This window comes from Synechococcus sp. UW105 (assembly GCF_900473935.1).
Classification (GTDB): domain Bacteria; phylum Cyanobacteriota; class Cyanobacteriia; order PCC-6307; family Cyanobiaceae; genus Synechococcus_C.
Genome location: NZ_UCNN01000027.1, coordinates 113,840 through 130,097, shown reverse-complemented (window position 1 = coordinate 130,097; position 16,258 = coordinate 113,840). Strand labels below are relative to the sequence as shown.

Here is a 16,258-nt window from a genome sequence, read left to right as displayed (position 1 = left end):
AACTCATTAACACAATTAGCCTCCTCGCACCAAGATTTGAGGAGGCTTTTTTATGCTCCAATCAGGTGGATCAACAGCCAGGATGTAATCGCACTCAGGTAGAGTTTGTATACAAGGCAAAATGAATAGTGACGGAACAAACCCCAAACTCTTCGATGCTTGAGGTCGGAGAGCTAACCGAAGCTGAGGCCTACCAGCTGGCCGAAGCCTTAAAGCTTCAACTCGCTGATCATCTGCAGCCAAATTCAGACGATGATTCTCTCAGAAGAATGGTGGCTGGATTAGGAGACCAAAGGGGCTCACTTCGCCTTACGTTTGCACAAAGCCTAGGGTCCGTGGGCGAGGCCGCGGTGCCAATCCTTTGCCATGCATTGAAAAACAATCCGAATGTTGTGATCAGACGGGCATCTGCAAAAACCCTCAATATCATCGGCAGTGAGTTAGCCCTACCGAACCTGATCGAAGCGTTCGAGACGGATGATGATCCAGTCGTTCAAGGCTCCTCGGCTGGAGCGATGGCCACCATCGGCATCCCAGCAATCGAATCAATATTCAAAATACTTTCAGATAAAAAATGCACCGCGTTTCAAGTTGGCCTGATCAATCTCGCCCTCAGTTTTATTGGAGCTAAAGCCCCAGATGCATTTAACACAGCGGCAAAATCAGGAAATCCAGAAATAAGAATAGCTGCACTTACTGCGTTATCGGAACAGGTTCAGTCTGGCTCAAGCCGATCAGCACGAAATCTTTTACTCGAGGCTTTGGGAGATGAAGAAGAAGAAGTGAGAGCGGAAGCAGCAACAATCACGGGCAAAACGTTAGACCCAGAGGATGCGGAAGACCAACTGATTATTCTGCTTCAAGACACAGCACCACAGGTACGCAAGAATACAGCCCTTGCACTGATGAAAATGGAAGCATGTCATTCAATTGAACCCCTGATGACCGCAATCAAGAGCGAACCTGACAATCAAGTCAAGGCTGTCATGGAAGTGGCCCACAACCAACTGAAAAGAATTTCATGAAAGCATCAGCCAAGATTGAGACTTTCTCGACGTTCTAAACTTGCTTGAGCCATTTCTCGCACCAAGCTGTCTTTACCCATATCAGAGGCCAGTTTCTCTAAGCAATCAGTCACCAAAGGTGCATCAAGTTCTGCCAATGCCATCAAGGCACCCTGAACATGAGCAATATTATCCCTTTCGCATGCCTTGATCAGAAGAGGAATGACACGCTCTTTTTCTGAGTCCTGCTTGGAAAGATGACCGAGGGTCATCAACGCTGACTGTGCAACAACTGGGTTCGCTTCATCAAGCGCTTTTTCCAATACATCCATCGTCTGAGCCGGAAAGGCTTGCGTCGGGAAATTCACTGAAACTTGAACAAGAGCTTTAATGCAGCAAGCCTTGACTGTTCCATTATCCGACGTTTCAAACAGCTCTAACAAATGCGGAACACTTTGGTGACCCAGAATCCCAAGCCCCTTGACAGCCGTTCTGTAGACGGCTGGATCCGGATCATGGAGCAAAGAGATCAGCTGAGGCAATGCCTGATCAGCAAAATGCTCGGCCATGAGGGTACAAGCATTGTCACGGATATTCGGATTCGGATGAGCAAGATCAGCAAGGAGCTGGTCAAATGATTGAGAAGGAGAATCCATATGAACAGTTTGCTTAATTCTTCTCTAATTTTAGCATTTAACCGATTTGGCCTTGGCGATGATACTAGACAATTTTATTTCTCAATTCAGCCTATAGAAGAGAGAGCCGAAGCAGCTCGAGCCTGAACAAAAGCGTCGGCATCTTGTTGACAATTGACAAGTAAATCCCTGATTTGATCACCTCCTCCGATGGATAAGCTCTCCATGCACATGATGGTGACGTAGCGACACTCCCAGGATGCAGGGATCGAACCACGAAGCAGCTGCGAACCGAGTTCAAAAAACAAATCAGGCCTCAGACTATGAAGTGCTTGAATTGCAGCTGCACGGCTTTTTTGGAACTGAGGCCTCCGATTGATCGCGGCTTCATTCAACAAATTAACGATCCACTCAAGAGCGGAGGAGCTCCAGTCATCTCTTGAGCCAAAAATATGCATGAAAAAATAGTGGGCCCCATAATCATTATGGGCTTCTTCCTCCCACGACTGTTGCAAAATTGGAATCAGCACTTCAGCAGAATACTCTGGCAAATTCTGCATCGCCAGATAACAACGACTAAAGTCAGTACTATATAGCTGGCGAACCAGAAACTCAGGAGCCGGAGCCTCATCATATTGATGAATCACATTAATCTGGGCCGGATCGTCCCTAAAGACGACATCTATTAAATCCAGGCCTACATCTGCTGAAAGAAGAACCTTTGCCGTTGCGAGAATTTCACGGCAAGCTCGTATTCGAAAAGCCGGAGAAACAGGTGCAGTGGCAATGGAAGGGAGAAGTTCAATTGAACCCCCGTCGACAAGATCCTGAACGGCACATTGCCGATCCATTTGATTGGGAAGCGTCAAATACCCCTTAATTTGTAACAAGCTAGCCCTATCTTGCGTACACTTGGCAACCGCAGCAATTGCAGCACCACGAACACCAGGGCGATCAGAGGTTTGAAGCGAGCGAATCGAGTCAAAACTCTGATCGATCGCAAGCGTAGCGAGAGCCTTAATCAAAACCCTCTGATTTTGAGAAGCGTCCTTTAGCAAGCCAATCATCTGCTGGATCAAATCATGACGATTACAGCTTAATTTTTCGAGAGCCCAAACAGAATTTTCAACGAGGTAAATATCATCAGACCAGAGACATTGGCCAATCAGTGGGACTGAAGACTTAGAACCAAGTCGCGCTAGAACCTCAACGGCTTTTCTTTTTGCTATCTTGATCGCCTGATCATCTACTGCACAGACAAGAAGTGATTGAAGTGCATCCTCAGTTTCTGCGCAGGGGCAATTGATCAGGTGGGCTGCAGCCATATAAAAGTCACTTTTGGATTCCAACTCATCAATGGACAATGAAAGGATGTGGCGTGCATGATTACATGTAAGGCCAGGGTGGATATTATCAAAACGGCCCAAGGTCACATCAAGATGAACTGATTCCCCAGAATCTTAAGGCATTCGACCGAGGCAAGCCTTAACCAAACTCAACCCAATTAATAAAAGTAAAGCTTTGGCATTCGAGCCAAAACGAGCATACAATTTACTTATCCAATAGACTATAAAAAAATGGGGCCATTTTCAAGCGCGCATTTTAAGGTGCAAGTCAATGCGCTAAATCGCTCAAGGCCAGGCATATCAACTCACTTCAGCCTGCCCTTTAACTCTCTTTGCCATGGCATGCAAGTCATGCATAGAAGCGGTTATGTGATTACCGATATGAGGCCAATATCAACGCCCGAAAACCCTGGCTCGGCAGCCCAAAACAATGAAGGAACAGCTGCAAAGATTGGAAAGGCACTGATCAGCAAATTATCATCGCAAGATAAAGATGGAGGCAACAAAGAGAAGTCATCCCAGCGGCGGCGTCAACGCAAAAAATGAATCATCGAGCCTGATCTCATTCTTAAGCCCTTAACTCAAAAATACCGTCTGAAGGTCGAGCTGACTTAAGGGCATCCCAGTTAATGCTCGCAAGAAATTTGTCGGGGTCGGTACATTCAACAAAATCGACCCCCCAACTTCCCATCTGAAGTGGTGCTTCAGGTAGGGCAGCGCTATCTTTTCGGCCTCCTAGGGCCAAACAAGAGTGATCCACTGAATGCCCCTGATGAATCCGGAAAGCCTTCCACGCTCTTACGAGTTCGTTGGCCATATCATTCACAGATAAATCAGATTCAAGTTTCACCAACCAATGTGGGTGATCCAAAGCATCGGAACTTGAGAAGGCAGTCGAATGATGCATCAAACCCTTCGCCAACTGCTCTGCAGAAAAATCTGGTGTCTGCGGCGAGTTCAATTGGAGGTTATGGGAAACAACGAAAACTGTCATGGTCGGGGTCTATGGTTGGTGATAACTTGAACGAGGCAATCGGAGGGCTATGAAGCCAGCAGCCATTTCTCATCAAAGGGGATCGAATGGAAATTCCTGAGAAGAGCTCTGCTGAAATCCAACTCAGCGAAGAAGAAGCTCTTGATCTGGCGACGCATCTCAAAGAGAAACTTAGAGCAGGATTACCAATCGAGTCTGATCCAGATTCGATCGCAATAATGATAGCTGGGCTTGGCGATCCCCGAGGCCTATTACGCCGCAGTTTTTCGGATAGCCTTGGATCCGTTGGTCAAGCTGCCGTACCTGCTTTATGCCAAGCCATGCGGCATAGCTCTCAAGTCACAGTCAGACGAGCAGCTGCCAAAACACTGACGCTGATTAGGGACCCGGCAAGTCTTCCCGATCTACTCTCAACCTTTCTTTCCGATACTGACTCAGTTGTTCAAGGATCAACCATGGGTGCCATGGCATCGATGGGAGAAGAATCTATCGACGCAATCCTGAGCATTATTGCGGCTCCCGACAGTACGGAAATGCAAATTGGGCTAGCAAATTGGGCTCTAACTCTGATCGGAGACAGGGCTCCACAAGTACTGCGTCAAGCCGCCACATCAGAAAATGCCAATGTAAGGAAAGCATCCATTTCTGCATTAGGAAGCCAAATCCAAGCTCTCGAGACAGAGGAGGATAAAGAACTTTTGCTCAATGCACTATCTGATCCTTTTGCAGAGATCCGTGCAGAAGCAGTCACACTCTTGGGTAAATTTGACGATGCAAAAATCGCGACCCCGCTGCTCATCCCCAAGCTTTCCGATTCCGATTCCTGGGTACGAAAGAATAGTGCACTTTCGCTAATGAAGCTACGCGAGATTTCTTCAATCGATGCTCTTCAAAGCAGGGCGACCGAGGAAAACGATGAGAACGTTTTAAGTGTTTTAAAACTTGCTATTAATCAGCTGCTAAGAGCCAGCGAAAACTAGCAGTTTTTAGCATCAAAAAAAGGGGGCATTTGCCCCCTTGTATTAGATCGCTGAGAGATAACTCAGGAAAGAGCGTTGATCAGATAGTCAAGATAGCTCTTGTACTCGTTCAGAGCTTGGGGGCTCATATCACGGGGTGAGCAAGCGCGGTCACGGGTGTAGATCAAAGCCTCGACATAGGGGCCAGTAGGAAGACCCAGGCTGCGATACACCTCACGGGCGCCAGCGATGCCCCACTCATCGAGAGGGCCGGTGCCACCAACAACGAGGCAATAGTTGATCAGACGCAGGTAGTGGCCCAGATCGCGGTAGCACTTGTCCACCTTCACCTGGCTATCACCAGCTTCACCTGGCTGCTTCAGATAGGCGTACTTGTTGAAGCAAGCATCGCCAGCTTCACGGGTGACCTTGTCCAGACCAGCAGCCAGCTTTTCAGCAGCTTCCAGACGAGCAGCGGCACGCTGGATATTGCCCTGAACGGCCTCAAGATCGTTCTGAGAAGGGAAGCGACCAGCTGCGTCTGCAGCAGTCACAACAGTGGTAACGACGGACTTCATTGATGGTTTCCTTTAAAGGGGAGAATTGCTGAAAATTAAATTGATAACGCTGATCAGGAAACGGCGCCGATCACACGATCGAAGTAAGCACCAGCTTCTGCAACCAGCGCAGAGCAGTCACCCTGAGTGGTGTCCATCTTGCGGAAACGCTTACCACCTGAAGCAGGAGAGTTGGTTTCACCGATGAGAGCTGTTGCTGCAGCTTTCATGATCGCAACAGCGCGAGCAGCCGACTGAGTTGGCACGCCCAGAGCGATGTAGGTCTCCTTCAGGCCATTGAGGCAGCGATCATCCAGGACGGAAGCATCGCCAGCCAGCAAGGCGTAGCTGATGTAGCGGAGAACGATCTCACCGTCGCGCAGGCATGCGGCCATGCGGCGGTTGGGATAGCAGTTGCCACCAGCCTGAATCAGGCCGGTGTTCTCGCAAATCATGCCAGTGACGGCATCAGAAACGATGCAGGAGGCGTTGGAGGTGATGGCGTTGACTGCGTCCAAACGCTTGTTGCCATTCTGGACGTAGGACCGGAGACCAACGAGGTCACTACCACCAACGGGAGCAGTTTTGGCGTCAGCGCTGACGACCGAACGGGAAAATGCGTCGAGCATTGTAGGCCAGACAGTTTTGTAGGGGGAAGGCTTCTGGTGCAGTGAGGTAGCCGCCAAGCAAGTCCTTTAGGGAAAGGCTTGACCTGACAACAATTGACCCCAGTGGGCTGAAGCGCTCTTGCAAGCTAAGCCTGTACTGCCAAGCACTGGCAGGGGATCTGCCGATCACGCAAGAGTTCGTCACCTTGCAGCAGTCGACCACCACCCACCTCGCGACAAGCCAAGGAATAAAGGGGAGCCAGGGACAGGCTTTGCGAGAGACATAGCAATCGTTGGAAGCAAGTCACCAAGCGCAACGCCTGAGGCTTGTCTATGGCGGCCAGAGGTAAGGTTGTCACAGAATTTTCTTGGCCTCTCACCAGGATGACGGACCAAATTGATCAGGCCCCAACAGTTGAAGAGCTACAAGAATCCATTGAGGAACTCTCCGCTTACCGTGAGCGGCTCTACAACGATGTCGTCGGACTTGGCAAAAAGCTCCGACTCTCTCAGAAGAAAATTGAAGCGACCATAAAAGACCACCCTGAACTATCCCGGATAGACGAGATCCTTAGCCAGCTCAAGCAACAACGGGACTTCCAAGCGAACAACCCATGAAAGGAATGGCCAATCCACCGCGAACGATGGCGGCTTTCTTTGAAGCCAGTCGCGGCACATGGATGATTCGACGCGTGGTTCATCATCTTGACAGTCAGGATGATGAATCAGGGGATTCCAATTTAATCATTGAACCCTTCGAGAATGACGATCCTGTCGTCGAAAAGGTCTGCGACGCTCTAAGCGTCAAGCACCAAGACACGGCTGGGGGTGCAAGATTCTGGTGGGAGAGCAATCTGATGCAAGAGACTCGAAATGATGACTATGCGGCAGTCGTCGTTAATGCTCCAAACCCCCAAGACCCCAGCACAGGCTTCCTGCTTCGTGATGTTGGCTATGTCGAGAAAAAATCTGTCGTCAGTACTTACAACTTTACCCACGATGGAATTTTAACAATCAAGACTCGTTATGATACCAATGTGGGAATTGAACGCTGCTGGTTTGTTAACGATCAGATCAGGATGCGTGTGAGTTCGGTGCAATTCCTGAATGGAGTCGCCATGACCACCTATTGCACTGAATTTCGTTGTCCTACTGAGGCCGATCTTGCTGCGATTTCAGCAGAAGCAAGAGCCCAAGCGGATGCACCACCTTCTTCCGTTGCGGAGCTGAATCGTGTTTGACCCCTTTCTCGACGAACTGCATCAGAGCATCACTGCCAGGGGAGGCACGCCACTTCAGGTCCCGAGTGGGCTCGAAGAATGCCATTCAGCCAAAGGGAACAGCGTGATCCGCAGTTGGCTTTGGCAGGTCCCAGGCTTTCGCCGTTGGCGTGTTACCAGGCTCGATGCCGGCGACAGCCTCCAAGTCCTGAATTCAGTTGCCTACCCCGACCATGACTTCGACCACCCACTGATGGGAGTGGATCTGCTCTGGTTTGGGGCACGGCAAAAACTGGTGGCGGTGCTGGACTTTCAACCTCTGGTTCAGGATGCTGATTACCTTGACCGCTATTTCGAGGGTCTTAAGAGTCTGAACGCACAATTTCCCGATCTCAATGGGGAAGAAACCATGCGTTCCTTTGACCCGAATCAATACTTCTCCTCATGGTTACTGTTTTGCCGTGGAGGAGCCGATCAAGCTGAAACATCACTTCCACCCGCCTTCAGTGCCTTCCTGAAGGCCTACTGGCAGCTTCACGATCAAGCCTGCGGTGGCAAGGCTTCCATTCCTGCTGATGAGGTCAAGCGTCTGCAGGAGAATTACGACGTTTACAGCGCAGAGCGCGATCCTGCCCACGGCCTATTCACCAGTCACTTTGGCAAAGAGTGGTCGGATCGATTCCTGCATGAATTTCTATTCCCCGCTTCTGCGAATCAATGAGCCCGACTCGACTCAAGAGCACAGATCCTGTCGACATTCCCGGATGGACCTGGCAACCCTTTCTTGAGGACGCCATCAAGGCCATGAACAGCCTCAACATTGAGTCCTATCCGGTCAAAGAAGAATTCCTGTTCAAGCAAGATCAGACGGGCTCGAAAGCAAAGCCCGTGACGGTCACCACAGCAACCTGGGCCTGCAAAACAGAGAAATTCCGCCAGGTGAGGGCAGCCTGCGTGAGCGCAGGAGGAGCTGCCTCGGTGCTCAACTTCGTGATCAATCCGCTAGCTCGCTTCGACCTGCCCTTTTTCGGCGGTGACCTGGTCACCCTTCCAGCTGGCCACCTTCTTGCCCTAGACCTGCAACCAGCGGACAAATCCGACGAGAGCCATACACAACCCGTGTGGGATCGACTTTTGCCACTGTTTGAACATTGGCGATCCAAATTGCCAGATGGAGGACCAATCCCTGACGAAGCCCAACCCTTCTTCTCACCAGGCTTTCTCTGGACCCGTCTGCCTTTGGGGGAGGAAGGCGATCATCTGATCGAGACCGTGGTACGGCCCGCCTTCAATGAGTATCTGAAGCTTTATCTGGAGTTGGCAGCAACCGCCCAACCCGTCTCAGACAGCCGCCGTGATCACCTCCTGGCCGGCCAACGGCGCTACACCGACTACAGGGCAGAGAAAGATCCAGCACGCGGCATGCTCACCCGGTTTCACGGAGGAGAGTGGACAGAGGAGTACATCCATACTGTGCTTTTTGATCTGTAGGGGGTCTCTTTCCTGCATGTGCGAGATCCCTGTGAGCAAAAGGCGATTAAGCATTATGAACAGCTTTCGGGAGCCTCCGCTCCACTTCGCGAGAATCTTGAACGACTCAGACGGGACTTTTGTCGATGTCCCTCCTGTGTCTGTGACACACACTTAGACGCTGCCAAGAGGAGTTCCAAATGTTCGACGCCTTCACCAAGGTGGTCGCCCAGGCCGACGCCAGGGGCCAGTTCATCACCGCCAGCGAAATCGATGCGCTGGCAGCCATGGTTTCCGACAGCAACAAGCGTCTGGATGCCGTCAACCGTATCTCCAGCAACGCCTCCAGCATCGTTGCAAACGCTGCCCGCGGCCTGTTCGCCCAGCAGCCTGCACTGATCGCCCCCGGTGGCAACGCTTACACCTCCCGCCGCATGGCCGCTTGCCTGCGCGACATGGAGATCATCCTGCGCTATGTCACCTACTCGATCTTCACCGGCGATGCTTCCGTGATGGAAGACCGCTGCCTGAACGGTCTGCGTGAGACCTATCTCGCCCTGGGAACTCCCGGTGCTTCCGTGGCAGCCGGCGTGAACCTGATGAAGGACGCAGCATTGTCCACCGTTAACGACAAGTCTGGGATCTCCTCAGGTGACTGCGCCTCCCTGAGTAGTGAAATCGGCACCTACTTCGATCGCGCTGCAGCCTCCGTCGCCTGATCAAGGCGTCGCACTCAACGTTATTAATTCCTCTCTATAGCAATGAAAACTCCCCTCACCGAAGCTGTTGCAGCAGCAGACTCCCAAGGTCGGTTCCTCAGCAACACTGAAGTTCAGGCGGCATCCGGTCGTTTCAACCGCGCCACGGCAAGCCTTGAGGCAGCCAAAGCCCTCACCACCCAGGCTGATGCTCTGGTGAACAGTGCAGCTCAGGCTGTCTACACCAAGTTTCCCTTCACCACCCAGATGGAAGGCGCCAACTACGCCTCGACCTCTGAAGGTAAAGCCAAGTGCTCCCGTGACGTCGGCTACTACCTGCGCATGATCACCTACTGCCTGGTCGCTGGTGGTACTGGCCCCATGGATGATTATCTGATCGCCGGACTGGCTGAGATCAACCGCACCTTTGAGCTTTCTCCTACTTGGTATGTTGAAGCTCTGAAGCACATCAAAGCCAACCACGGCCTTTCCGGCAGTGCTGCCACCGAAGCCAACAGCTACATCGACTACGCAATCAATGCCCTGATCTGATTAAGCAGATCTAAGCAAGTAGCTTACAAAGCCTCCCTACTTAGGGAGGCTTTTTTCATTCTGCATGGCTTTGGATGACACCTTCTCTTCAACGATTTCTCAGCCTGCTTTGCGGAGAGTACAGCAACCAACAGCAAGCCTTTGAGAATCCACCATTTTTTGCACATATTCTTCTTCGTTATAGGCCAATAGAACATCTTCAACCAGGGTCACTTCTTCTAGAGCAGACGTATGCAGTTGACCCCAAGAATCCATATAGATTGCGAATGATCCGGGCTGAAGAGCTTGAAACAGGAGCGATCAAACTCTGGAACCATAGCTTTCGTGAGCCTGCAAGGTTCACCAACGCGACACTTGATCGTCGCAGACGCCAAGAAATCAGCACTGACGACCTGACAGTTTTAGAGCAATGCCACTATCAAGTTATTGAGAGGGAAGATGGCTACCACGGAGAAATTGAACCCGGATGTCTCTGCATCGTGCGCCGAGACGACAAGGACACAGTGCTCAAAAGCCATTTCCACCTTAAGGGGAATACACTCTCAACCCTGGATCGAGGATATGACCCTACAACTAATCAACGATGCTGGGGCTCTATTGCAGGAGAATTTTGCTTTAAGCGATCAGAATCCTGGGATGCAGACTGGGCAGATGCCAGCTGAAGGGATATCAATCAAGAATTACACCAAGCAAGCAAAATAACAACCAAGTCAATTTCCTAGACTGCAGCACCCATTGTCACCGAGAGAAGGGAAGCGACTTGACTCTGATCAATTCGGCAAAAACGGCCATCGATGCCCTTAATCATGAAGACTCAGGCATTAGGTATCACAGCGCTTGGTGGCTGGGTAAACACAGAATCAAATCCGCCGTTCCAAAACTGGTTCAATGCTTAAACGACGAACGCGATAGAACAGCAGCGGGAGGATATCCCCTAAGACGCCAGGCCGCGCGTTCACTAGGAATGATCGGAGACTCTAGCTGCATTCCAGCGTTGCTACAGACTCTGGAGACGAAGGACGTACAGCTACACGAGGCAACACTTAGAGCACTAATCGCAATCAATAACAATGACTGCATCGGTCCTCTGATCACCTACCTAGACAGACAAGACATCAACAAGCCCATCGAGGCTCTCATCGAAACATTGACAACCTTCAAAGCCTGCCATGTTCGCGATAAAATCGAGCCCTTCCTCGATTCAGACTCAGAAAGAATTGCCAGCTCAGCCGCATCATTCTTTTTCATCTGCACAGGAGAAGCATCATACTTAGAGAACGTGATCACACTGCTTGACCACAACAATCGATTCATAAGACAAGCAGCAGCATTCGACCTTGCACGAATCGCAACAATCAGCAGTGCAGACGCAATCCTTGAGGCGAACATCCCCAACAACATTAAAATGTTCGCCATTAAGGCCATTCTCTGCGAACTTAGCAATCAACAATCAGATCACACAAGCGAAGAATCGCCTAAGGAAAGCGCTCTTCGCAGCAACTTATTTGCAAGGTTAGATGCCCTTATTAAAGAAAACTTTTCCGGAAACCTGCCAACGAGCAGCCAAGAAACCAGGCCTCAAGGTCGCCAAGAAGACTGGCCAAAAACGACTCAGAATTCAACTCCGGAAGCTTTTTCAATGCTTCGGGAGCCATCCCTTTCAAGTCGCATAGAGGGGATAAAATTACTGGTCAGAATTTTCGAAAATAACCACAAAGGGCTCTCAGAGCTATATTTCTCCGAATCAGATCAAGATATAAAAATGGGAATCATTAAGGCGATGTCAGAACTCAAGAATCCTTCTTACTTACCAGCTTTCGTTGATGCCATTGGAGTAGAGATAGGAAACCACTGCCAGGGCAACATACGCCGCGTCGCAGCCAACGCGCTTGGGGAAATTGGATCTATACAAAGAGAGGCTGAGGAATCCCTCTCATTAATCATTGAAAAACTCAACTGGACCCTGAATCAGCCTGATGACTGGGGCCTCCGCTACAGCGCATGCCTTGCGCTTGAAAAAATGAGCAGCATAAAAGCAAAGAACCTTCTAATTAGCGCAAAAGACAGCGAACCCGATCCTGTCGTCGCATCAAGAATTTCGATGGCCCTGGCAGAGGGTGTAGATCACTGCAATTAATCTGTGAGTCCATGAACAAGCCCATGCCCCGCCCAAGTCAGAGATGAAACTGCTCTTCGTCTGCCTCGGCAATATCTGCCGCTCCCCCGCTGCCGAAGGTGTCTTCCTGCATCTGCTTGAGGAGCGTGGTCTCAGCGATCAGTTCGTTGTCGATTCCGCCGGAACGGGCGGATGGCATGTGGGCAATCCAGCGGACCGACGCATGCAGGCTGCAGCCAACCGCCGCGGCATTCAGCTGCCCAGCCGCGCACGACAGATCAGCCTCGACGATTTCTCGAGTTTCGATCTGGTGCTGACCATGGACGACGACAATCTCACCGCCGTTCAAGGACTGTCTCGCGAAGCTGGGCCCAGGGCAACGGCCAGCATCAAACCGATGCTCAGCTACAGCCGCCGGTTCTCTGAAACGGAGGTCCCTGATCCCTATTACGGAGGCGAGCAGGGGTTTGAACACGTGCTCGACCTGCTCGAAGACGCCTGTTCCAACCTGTTGGACGAACTCAGTCCACCGCTGGAGTAGGCCAGGCTTCCTCCGCCACCCGAGACCGGAACTGCGCCACCAGGGCGTCGATCACAGCCTCAATGCTCATGCCATCGGTCACGAGCTCCACAGCATCGTCCGCCTGCACCAAGGGAGCTTCCTCGCGCGTGCTGTCGAGATGATCCCGTTCGGCAATCTGTGCCTCGAGCTCAGAGCGCTCAGGCACCGGGAACCCCCGCTGCTCCAGGTCAAGGGCGCGACGCCGGGCACGTTCGCCCACGGTGGCCGTGAGGAACACCTTCAGATCAGCATCCGGGAAAACAGCGGTGCCGATGTCGCGACCTTCTGCCACCAAGCCACCCTTGGCACCCATCGCTTTCTGTTGAGCAGTCAGTGCTTGCCTGACGCAGCGGTGCGCCGCCACAGCCGAAACCGACGCAGTCACTTCAGGCGAGCGGATCGCTTCACTCACGTCCTGCCCATTGACCAACACCTGCTGACCGCCAGCGGGCAGTGACCGCAGCTGCAGGTCGAGGTCGTTCAGCAGCGGCGCAATGGACGCCCCATCCTTGGGGTCCACAGCGTTCTGTTGCACCAACCAGGTCACCGAGCGGTACATCGCTCCGGTATCCAGGTAGATGAGTCCAAGCTGTTCAGCAAAGGCTCGAGTCACGGTGCTCTTGCCGGCGCCGGCCGGGCCATCGATCGCAACGAGGGGCTGACGACTCATCAGAAAAACATGATCAATTAAACGGGTCGTCCGGCAGCGAACCGCCGCGGCCAGCAGCGAGATCGCTTTCTCGGGGCCACAAGGCTGGAGGCTGAAGGGATCGACCCTCTCTACATACTCCAGCTCCAATCCAGCAGCTGCAATGGCGACACGAGCCGAGGCCACAGGTGTCTGCAGATCCACAGCACGAAGCGCTGCCGAAAACGCCGCCGCTTGTTGGCGTTCAGGGGCGGTGAGATAGAGGTTCCGGGAACTGCTCGCTACACCATCTGGCTCGCGAACCGTTGGGACTGCACAGATCCGCACAGGCCAGTCCAGATCCATGACCAGATGACGGAGAATGGTGAGCTGCTGCCAGTCCTTCTCACCGAGCACCAGCACGGCGGGACGCACGAGCGCCAACAAACGGCTGACCACCGTTGCCACACCATCAAAATGCCCAGGACGCCCTGCACCACAGAGATGCTGCTGCAATCCTCTGGGTACTTGGATGCGGAACACTTGATCAGCACCATCGGGATACATCTCGACATCGCTGGGGCACCAAAGGGCATCCGCACCGGCCAGTGCTGCCCTACGGCAATCAGCCTCTAGGTCTCGGGGATAACGCTCGAAATCCTCACTTGGCCCGAACTGAAGAGGATTCACATAGACGCTTGCCAAAACAGAGCAAGCTGCAGGGCTGAATCCACGAGCAGCGGTCATGAGCCGCGCATGACCTTGGTGGAGCCCACCCATGGTGGGTACGAAATGGACGGGATGGGTCTGCTGAGCGCGCCAATGGCGCAATGCAGACACTGATCGAAGAACCTGAAAGGTCAGCGCAGTACCTCGAGCTTCACCTGTGCGATACCAGAGGCCGTCAGACCAAGACGACTGGCGGCACCGTGGCCAAGATCGATCACACGATGGCCCACAAATGGTCCACGATCGTTGATTCTGATCACGGCGATACGCCCGTTCCAGAGATTGGTCACCCGCACCTTGGTGCCGAAGGGAAGCGTGCGATGGGCAGCGGTCATCGTGCCGGGCCGATAGACCTCACCATTGGCCGTGCGATTTCCGTAGAAGCCAGGGCCATACCAGCTGGCCTCACCTGTACTCACCGAGACCACAGCAGGCTGAGGAACGGGAGGAGGGGCAATCACTGAAGTTGGAGGAACACTTCCTTTCGACAGCGTCTCGTCTGCAGAAGCAGGAACGACCGTTTGGTTGATGCTGCTTCCGCTGTCTTCGCTGTCAACAAAGGATGAACGGACAGGCTGAATGGGTTGACTCAGCACTGCTTCAAGCGATTCACGCACCAAGCCTGGGGCAAGCTCACGAGACAGAACTGGCAGGAGAGCGACTCCGCTCGAAACCAGTCCGGTGAACAGCAGAAGAGCGAAAGGTGAGCGCATGCGTGGCGGATGCCTGGATGGCTGGAACGCTTCATCGCCTGACGGGAGCTGCGTTGAGCCTGCAGATTCCCAATGGGAATCAAATCCAAGCAACCTGATCAAACAAATATCGATCGAACGGTAAGGAGGCCTTCAGGATGCGCGCAGCAGCACAAAGAGCTTCCAACCGATGGGACGCAACCAGGCCAAAGCGCTCAACCAGTTGCACTGCAATGCGACAGAAGAGCAAGGCCCATCAAAGCCCGATTAGCCAGCCTTATCGGCGAGACAACGCCACCTAATCAGCCGTGTGGACGGCCAAGCAACCGGGCCTGGGACCACGGGGAGAGAGGATCGAAGAAAGCGCGATTCGGGGGCCGCCCCCGCACGAGGATGGATTACAAGACCGCGGGCGTGGACGTCGAGGCGGGACGAGCCTTCGTTAGCAGAATCCGCTCGAGCGTGGAATCCACCTTCCGGCCAGAAGTGCTGGGAGGTCTGGGGGGATTTGGGGGACTGATGCGCCTCCCGGCAGGGTTACGCAAGCCGCTCCTTGTGTCCGGGACGGATGGAGTGGGCACCAAGCTTGAGCTGGCGCAGGATTATGGCCGTCATCACAACGTTGGCATCGACCTGGTGGCGATGTGTGTGAACGATGTGATCACCTCAGGGGCGTCCCCTTTGTTCTTCCTTGACTACATGGCAACGGGCGCGCTCAGCCCCGAGGCCATGGCCGAGGTCGTGGAAGGAATCGCCGATGGCTGCAGACGCAGTGGCTGCTCTCTCCTGGGGGGAGAAACGGCGGAAATGCCAGGGTTCTATCCAGCAGGCCGCTACGACCTTGCCGGGTTCTGTGTGGCGGTCGTGGAAGAAGACGAACTGATTGACGGACGTGCGATCGAAGCCGGTGACTCGATCGTGGGTGTGGCTAGCAACGGAGTCCACAGCAATGGATTCAGCCTTGTGCGCAAGGTTCTTGCCATGGCCAATGCCGATGGCGGCACCCGCTTCGGCCCCGGACAGCAGCCCTTGATCGAGGCGTTACTGGCTCCAACCACGCTTTACGGCGACCTGGTGCAGAGCCTGCAGACAGCGAAACTTCCCCTGCATGGGATGGCCCATATCACCGGTGGAGGGCTTCCCGAGAATCTGCCGCGGTGCCTGCCTGAAGGCCTTAGTGCCAGCATCAACCCAGACAGTTGGTCACGTCCCGAGCTCTTCCACTGGCTGCAGCAGAACGGTGAGATTCCGGAACGCGACCTCTGGCACACGTTCAACATGGGAATCGGTTTCTGCCTGGTCCTCCCCGAGACGGCAGTGGCTGAGGCCCTCTCCCTCTGTCAGGCACTCAACCTTCCCGCCTGGCCGATCGGGGAGGTTGAGCAGATCATTAGCGCCCAGCGCGATGGGATCAACGGTCTCCCGAGCTGAATCAAAGCTGACAACCGCACGTAAATCGGCGTTTCAGGTCATCACCCGCGACCAATA

General features: G+C 53.0%; 20 protein-coding genes. 13 read left to right on the top strand and 7 right to left on the bottom strand.

Annotated elements, in window-relative coordinates; all coding sequences use genetic code 11:
• The first annotated feature begins 128 nt into the window (after positions 1 to 128).
• Positions 129 to 1,025 carry a HEAT repeat domain-containing protein gene (locus DXY16_RS11715; protein WP_244281671.1) on the top strand — a complete coding sequence of 299 codons (897 nt, stop codon included), beginning with the start codon at positions 129 to 131 and terminating at the stop codon, positions 1,023 to 1,025.
• 5 nt (positions 1,026 to 1,030) lie between these two features.
• Here DXY16_RS11715 and DXY16_RS11710 read toward each other — a convergent pair whose 3' ends face one another.
• Entirely contained in the window at positions 1,031 to 1,660 is a 630-nt protein-coding gene (locus tag DXY16_RS11710) for a HEAT repeat domain-containing protein (RefSeq protein WP_115121345.1), read from the bottom strand.
• An 86-nt stretch (positions 1,661 to 1,746) separates the two neighbouring features.
• The gene (locus DXY16_RS11705; protein ID WP_244281670.1) at positions 1,747 to 3,066 is read right to left on the bottom strand and encodes a HEAT repeat domain-containing protein; all 1,320 of its coding nucleotides are present in this window, start codon (positions 3,064 to 3,066) and stop codon (positions 1,747 to 1,749) included.
• 261 nt (positions 3,067 to 3,327) lie between these two features.
• Between DXY16_RS11705 and DXY16_RS15040 the strand changes: the two genes are divergently transcribed.
• Positions 3,328 to 3,531: a hypothetical protein gene (locus DXY16_RS15040; protein WP_137007091.1), complete on the top strand. Its 204-nt coding sequence runs from the start codon at positions 3,328 to 3,330 to the stop codon at positions 3,529 to 3,531.
• Positions 3,532 to 3,553: 22 nt separating this feature from the next.
• Here the strand turns inward: DXY16_RS15040 and DXY16_RS11700 are convergent, their stop codons facing one another.
• The gene (locus DXY16_RS11700) at positions 3,554 to 3,979 is read right to left on the bottom strand and encodes a DUF2656 family protein (RefSeq protein WP_115121343.1); all 426 of its coding nucleotides are present in this window, start codon (positions 3,977 to 3,979) and stop codon (positions 3,554 to 3,556) included.
• Between the two features lie 86 nt (positions 3,980 to 4,065).
• On the opposite strand from DXY16_RS11700, the gene DXY16_RS11695 reads away from it, so the two are divergent.
• The gene (locus DXY16_RS11695; protein ID WP_115121342.1) at positions 4,066 to 4,959 is read left to right on the top strand and encodes a HEAT repeat domain-containing protein; all 894 of its coding nucleotides are present in this window, start codon (positions 4,066 to 4,068) and stop codon (positions 4,957 to 4,959) included.
• A gap of 62 nt (positions 4,960 to 5,021) precedes the next feature.
• Here the strand turns inward: DXY16_RS11695 and cpeA are convergent, their stop codons facing one another.
• Together cpeA and cpeB are read right to left on the bottom strand one after the other, a co-directional pair.
• Positions 5,022 to 5,516, bottom strand: coding sequence for a class 1 C-phycoerythrin subunit alpha (cpeA, locus tag DXY16_RS11690; protein WP_115016455.1), 495 nt, complete (start codon positions 5,514 to 5,516; stop codon positions 5,022 to 5,024).
• Between the two features lie 53 nt (positions 5,517 to 5,569).
• Positions 5,570 to 6,124: a class 1 C-phycoerythrin subunit beta gene (gene cpeB / locus DXY16_RS11685; RefSeq protein WP_115016457.1), complete on the bottom strand. Its 555-nt coding sequence runs from the start codon at positions 6,122 to 6,124 to the stop codon at positions 5,570 to 5,572.
• Between the two features lie 363 nt (positions 6,125 to 6,487).
• Here cpeB and DXY16_RS11680 point away from each other — a divergent pair, with 363 nt between their 5' ends.
• From DXY16_RS11680 to DXY16_RS11640, 9 genes are all read left to right on the top strand, one after another.
• On the top strand, positions 6,488 to 6,721 hold the full coding sequence (locus DXY16_RS11680) for a hypothetical protein (RefSeq protein ID WP_115016521.1): 234 nt from the start codon (positions 6,488 to 6,490) through the stop codon (positions 6,719 to 6,721).
• The gene (locus DXY16_RS11675) at positions 6,718 to 7,344 is read left to right on the top strand and encodes a phycobiliprotein lyase (RefSeq protein WP_115121341.1); all 627 of its coding nucleotides are present in this window, start codon (positions 6,718 to 6,720) and stop codon (positions 7,342 to 7,344) included. The genes DXY16_RS11680 and DXY16_RS11675 overlap by 4 nt, the downstream gene beginning before the upstream one ends.
• Positions 7,337 to 8,044 (top strand): 15,16-dihydrobiliverdin:ferredoxin oxidoreductase, encoded by a 708-nt coding sequence (locus tag DXY16_RS11670; RefSeq protein WP_115121340.1) that lies wholly within the window; start codon positions 7,337 to 7,339, stop codon positions 8,042 to 8,044. Before DXY16_RS11675 ends, DXY16_RS11670 begins: the two co-directional genes overlap by 8 nt.
• A complete protein-coding gene (locus DXY16_RS11665; RefSeq protein WP_115121339.1) occupies positions 8,041 to 8,814 on the top strand; it encodes a phycoerythrobilin:ferredoxin oxidoreductase in 774 nt (257 codons plus the stop codon). The genes DXY16_RS11670 and DXY16_RS11665 overlap by 4 nt, the downstream gene beginning before the upstream one ends.
• 179 nt (positions 8,815 to 8,993) lie before the next feature.
• Positions 8,994 to 9,512 carry a phycocyanin subunit beta gene (locus DXY16_RS11660; RefSeq protein ID WP_115016465.1) on the top strand — a complete coding sequence of 173 codons (519 nt, stop codon included), beginning with the start codon at positions 8,994 to 8,996 and terminating at the stop codon, positions 9,510 to 9,512.
• Between the two features lie 42 nt (positions 9,513 to 9,554).
• Positions 9,555 to 10,043, top strand: a complete 489-nt coding sequence (gene cpcA, locus DXY16_RS11655; protein ID WP_115016467.1) for a phycocyanin subunit alpha — start codon at positions 9,555 to 9,557, stop codon at positions 10,041 to 10,043.
• 74 nt (positions 10,044 to 10,117) lie between these two features.
• Positions 10,118 to 10,705: a chromophore lyase CpcT/CpeT gene (locus DXY16_RS11650; protein ID WP_115121338.1), complete on the top strand. Its 588-nt coding sequence runs from the start codon at positions 10,118 to 10,120 to the stop codon at positions 10,703 to 10,705.
• A 98-nt stretch (positions 10,706 to 10,803) separates the two neighbouring features.
• The gene (locus DXY16_RS11645) at positions 10,804 to 12,180 is read left to right on the top strand and encodes a HEAT repeat domain-containing protein (RefSeq protein ID WP_115121337.1); all 1,377 of its coding nucleotides are present in this window, start codon (positions 10,804 to 10,806) and stop codon (positions 12,178 to 12,180) included.
• Positions 12,181 to 12,223: 43 nt separating this feature from the next.
• Positions 12,224 to 12,700 carry a low molecular weight protein-tyrosine-phosphatase gene (locus DXY16_RS11640; protein ID WP_115121336.1) on the top strand — a complete coding sequence of 159 codons (477 nt, stop codon included), beginning with the start codon at positions 12,224 to 12,226 and terminating at the stop codon, positions 12,698 to 12,700.
• Here DXY16_RS11640 and DXY16_RS11635 read toward each other — a convergent pair.
• A complete protein-coding gene (locus DXY16_RS11635) occupies positions 12,681 to 14,213 on the bottom strand; it encodes a bifunctional pantoate--beta-alanine ligase/(d)CMP kinase (RefSeq protein ID WP_115121335.1) in 1,533 nt (510 codons plus the stop codon). The genes DXY16_RS11640 and DXY16_RS11635 overlap by 20 nt on opposite strands.
• Positions 14,210 to 14,791, bottom strand: a complete 582-nt coding sequence (locus DXY16_RS11630; protein WP_115121334.1) for a septal ring lytic transglycosylase RlpA family protein — start codon at positions 14,789 to 14,791, stop codon at positions 14,210 to 14,212. The genes DXY16_RS11635 and DXY16_RS11630 overlap by 4 nt, the downstream gene beginning before the upstream one ends.
• Positions 14,792 to 15,163: 372 nt before the next feature.
• Here DXY16_RS11630 and purM point away from each other — a divergent pair, with 372 nt between their 5' ends.
• Positions 15,164 to 16,201: a phosphoribosylformylglycinamidine cyclo-ligase gene (purM, locus tag DXY16_RS11625; RefSeq protein ID WP_115121333.1), complete on the top strand. Its 1,038-nt coding sequence runs from the start codon at positions 15,164 to 15,166 to the stop codon at positions 16,199 to 16,201.
• The last annotated feature ends 57 nt before the right edge of the window (positions 16,202 to 16,258 follow it).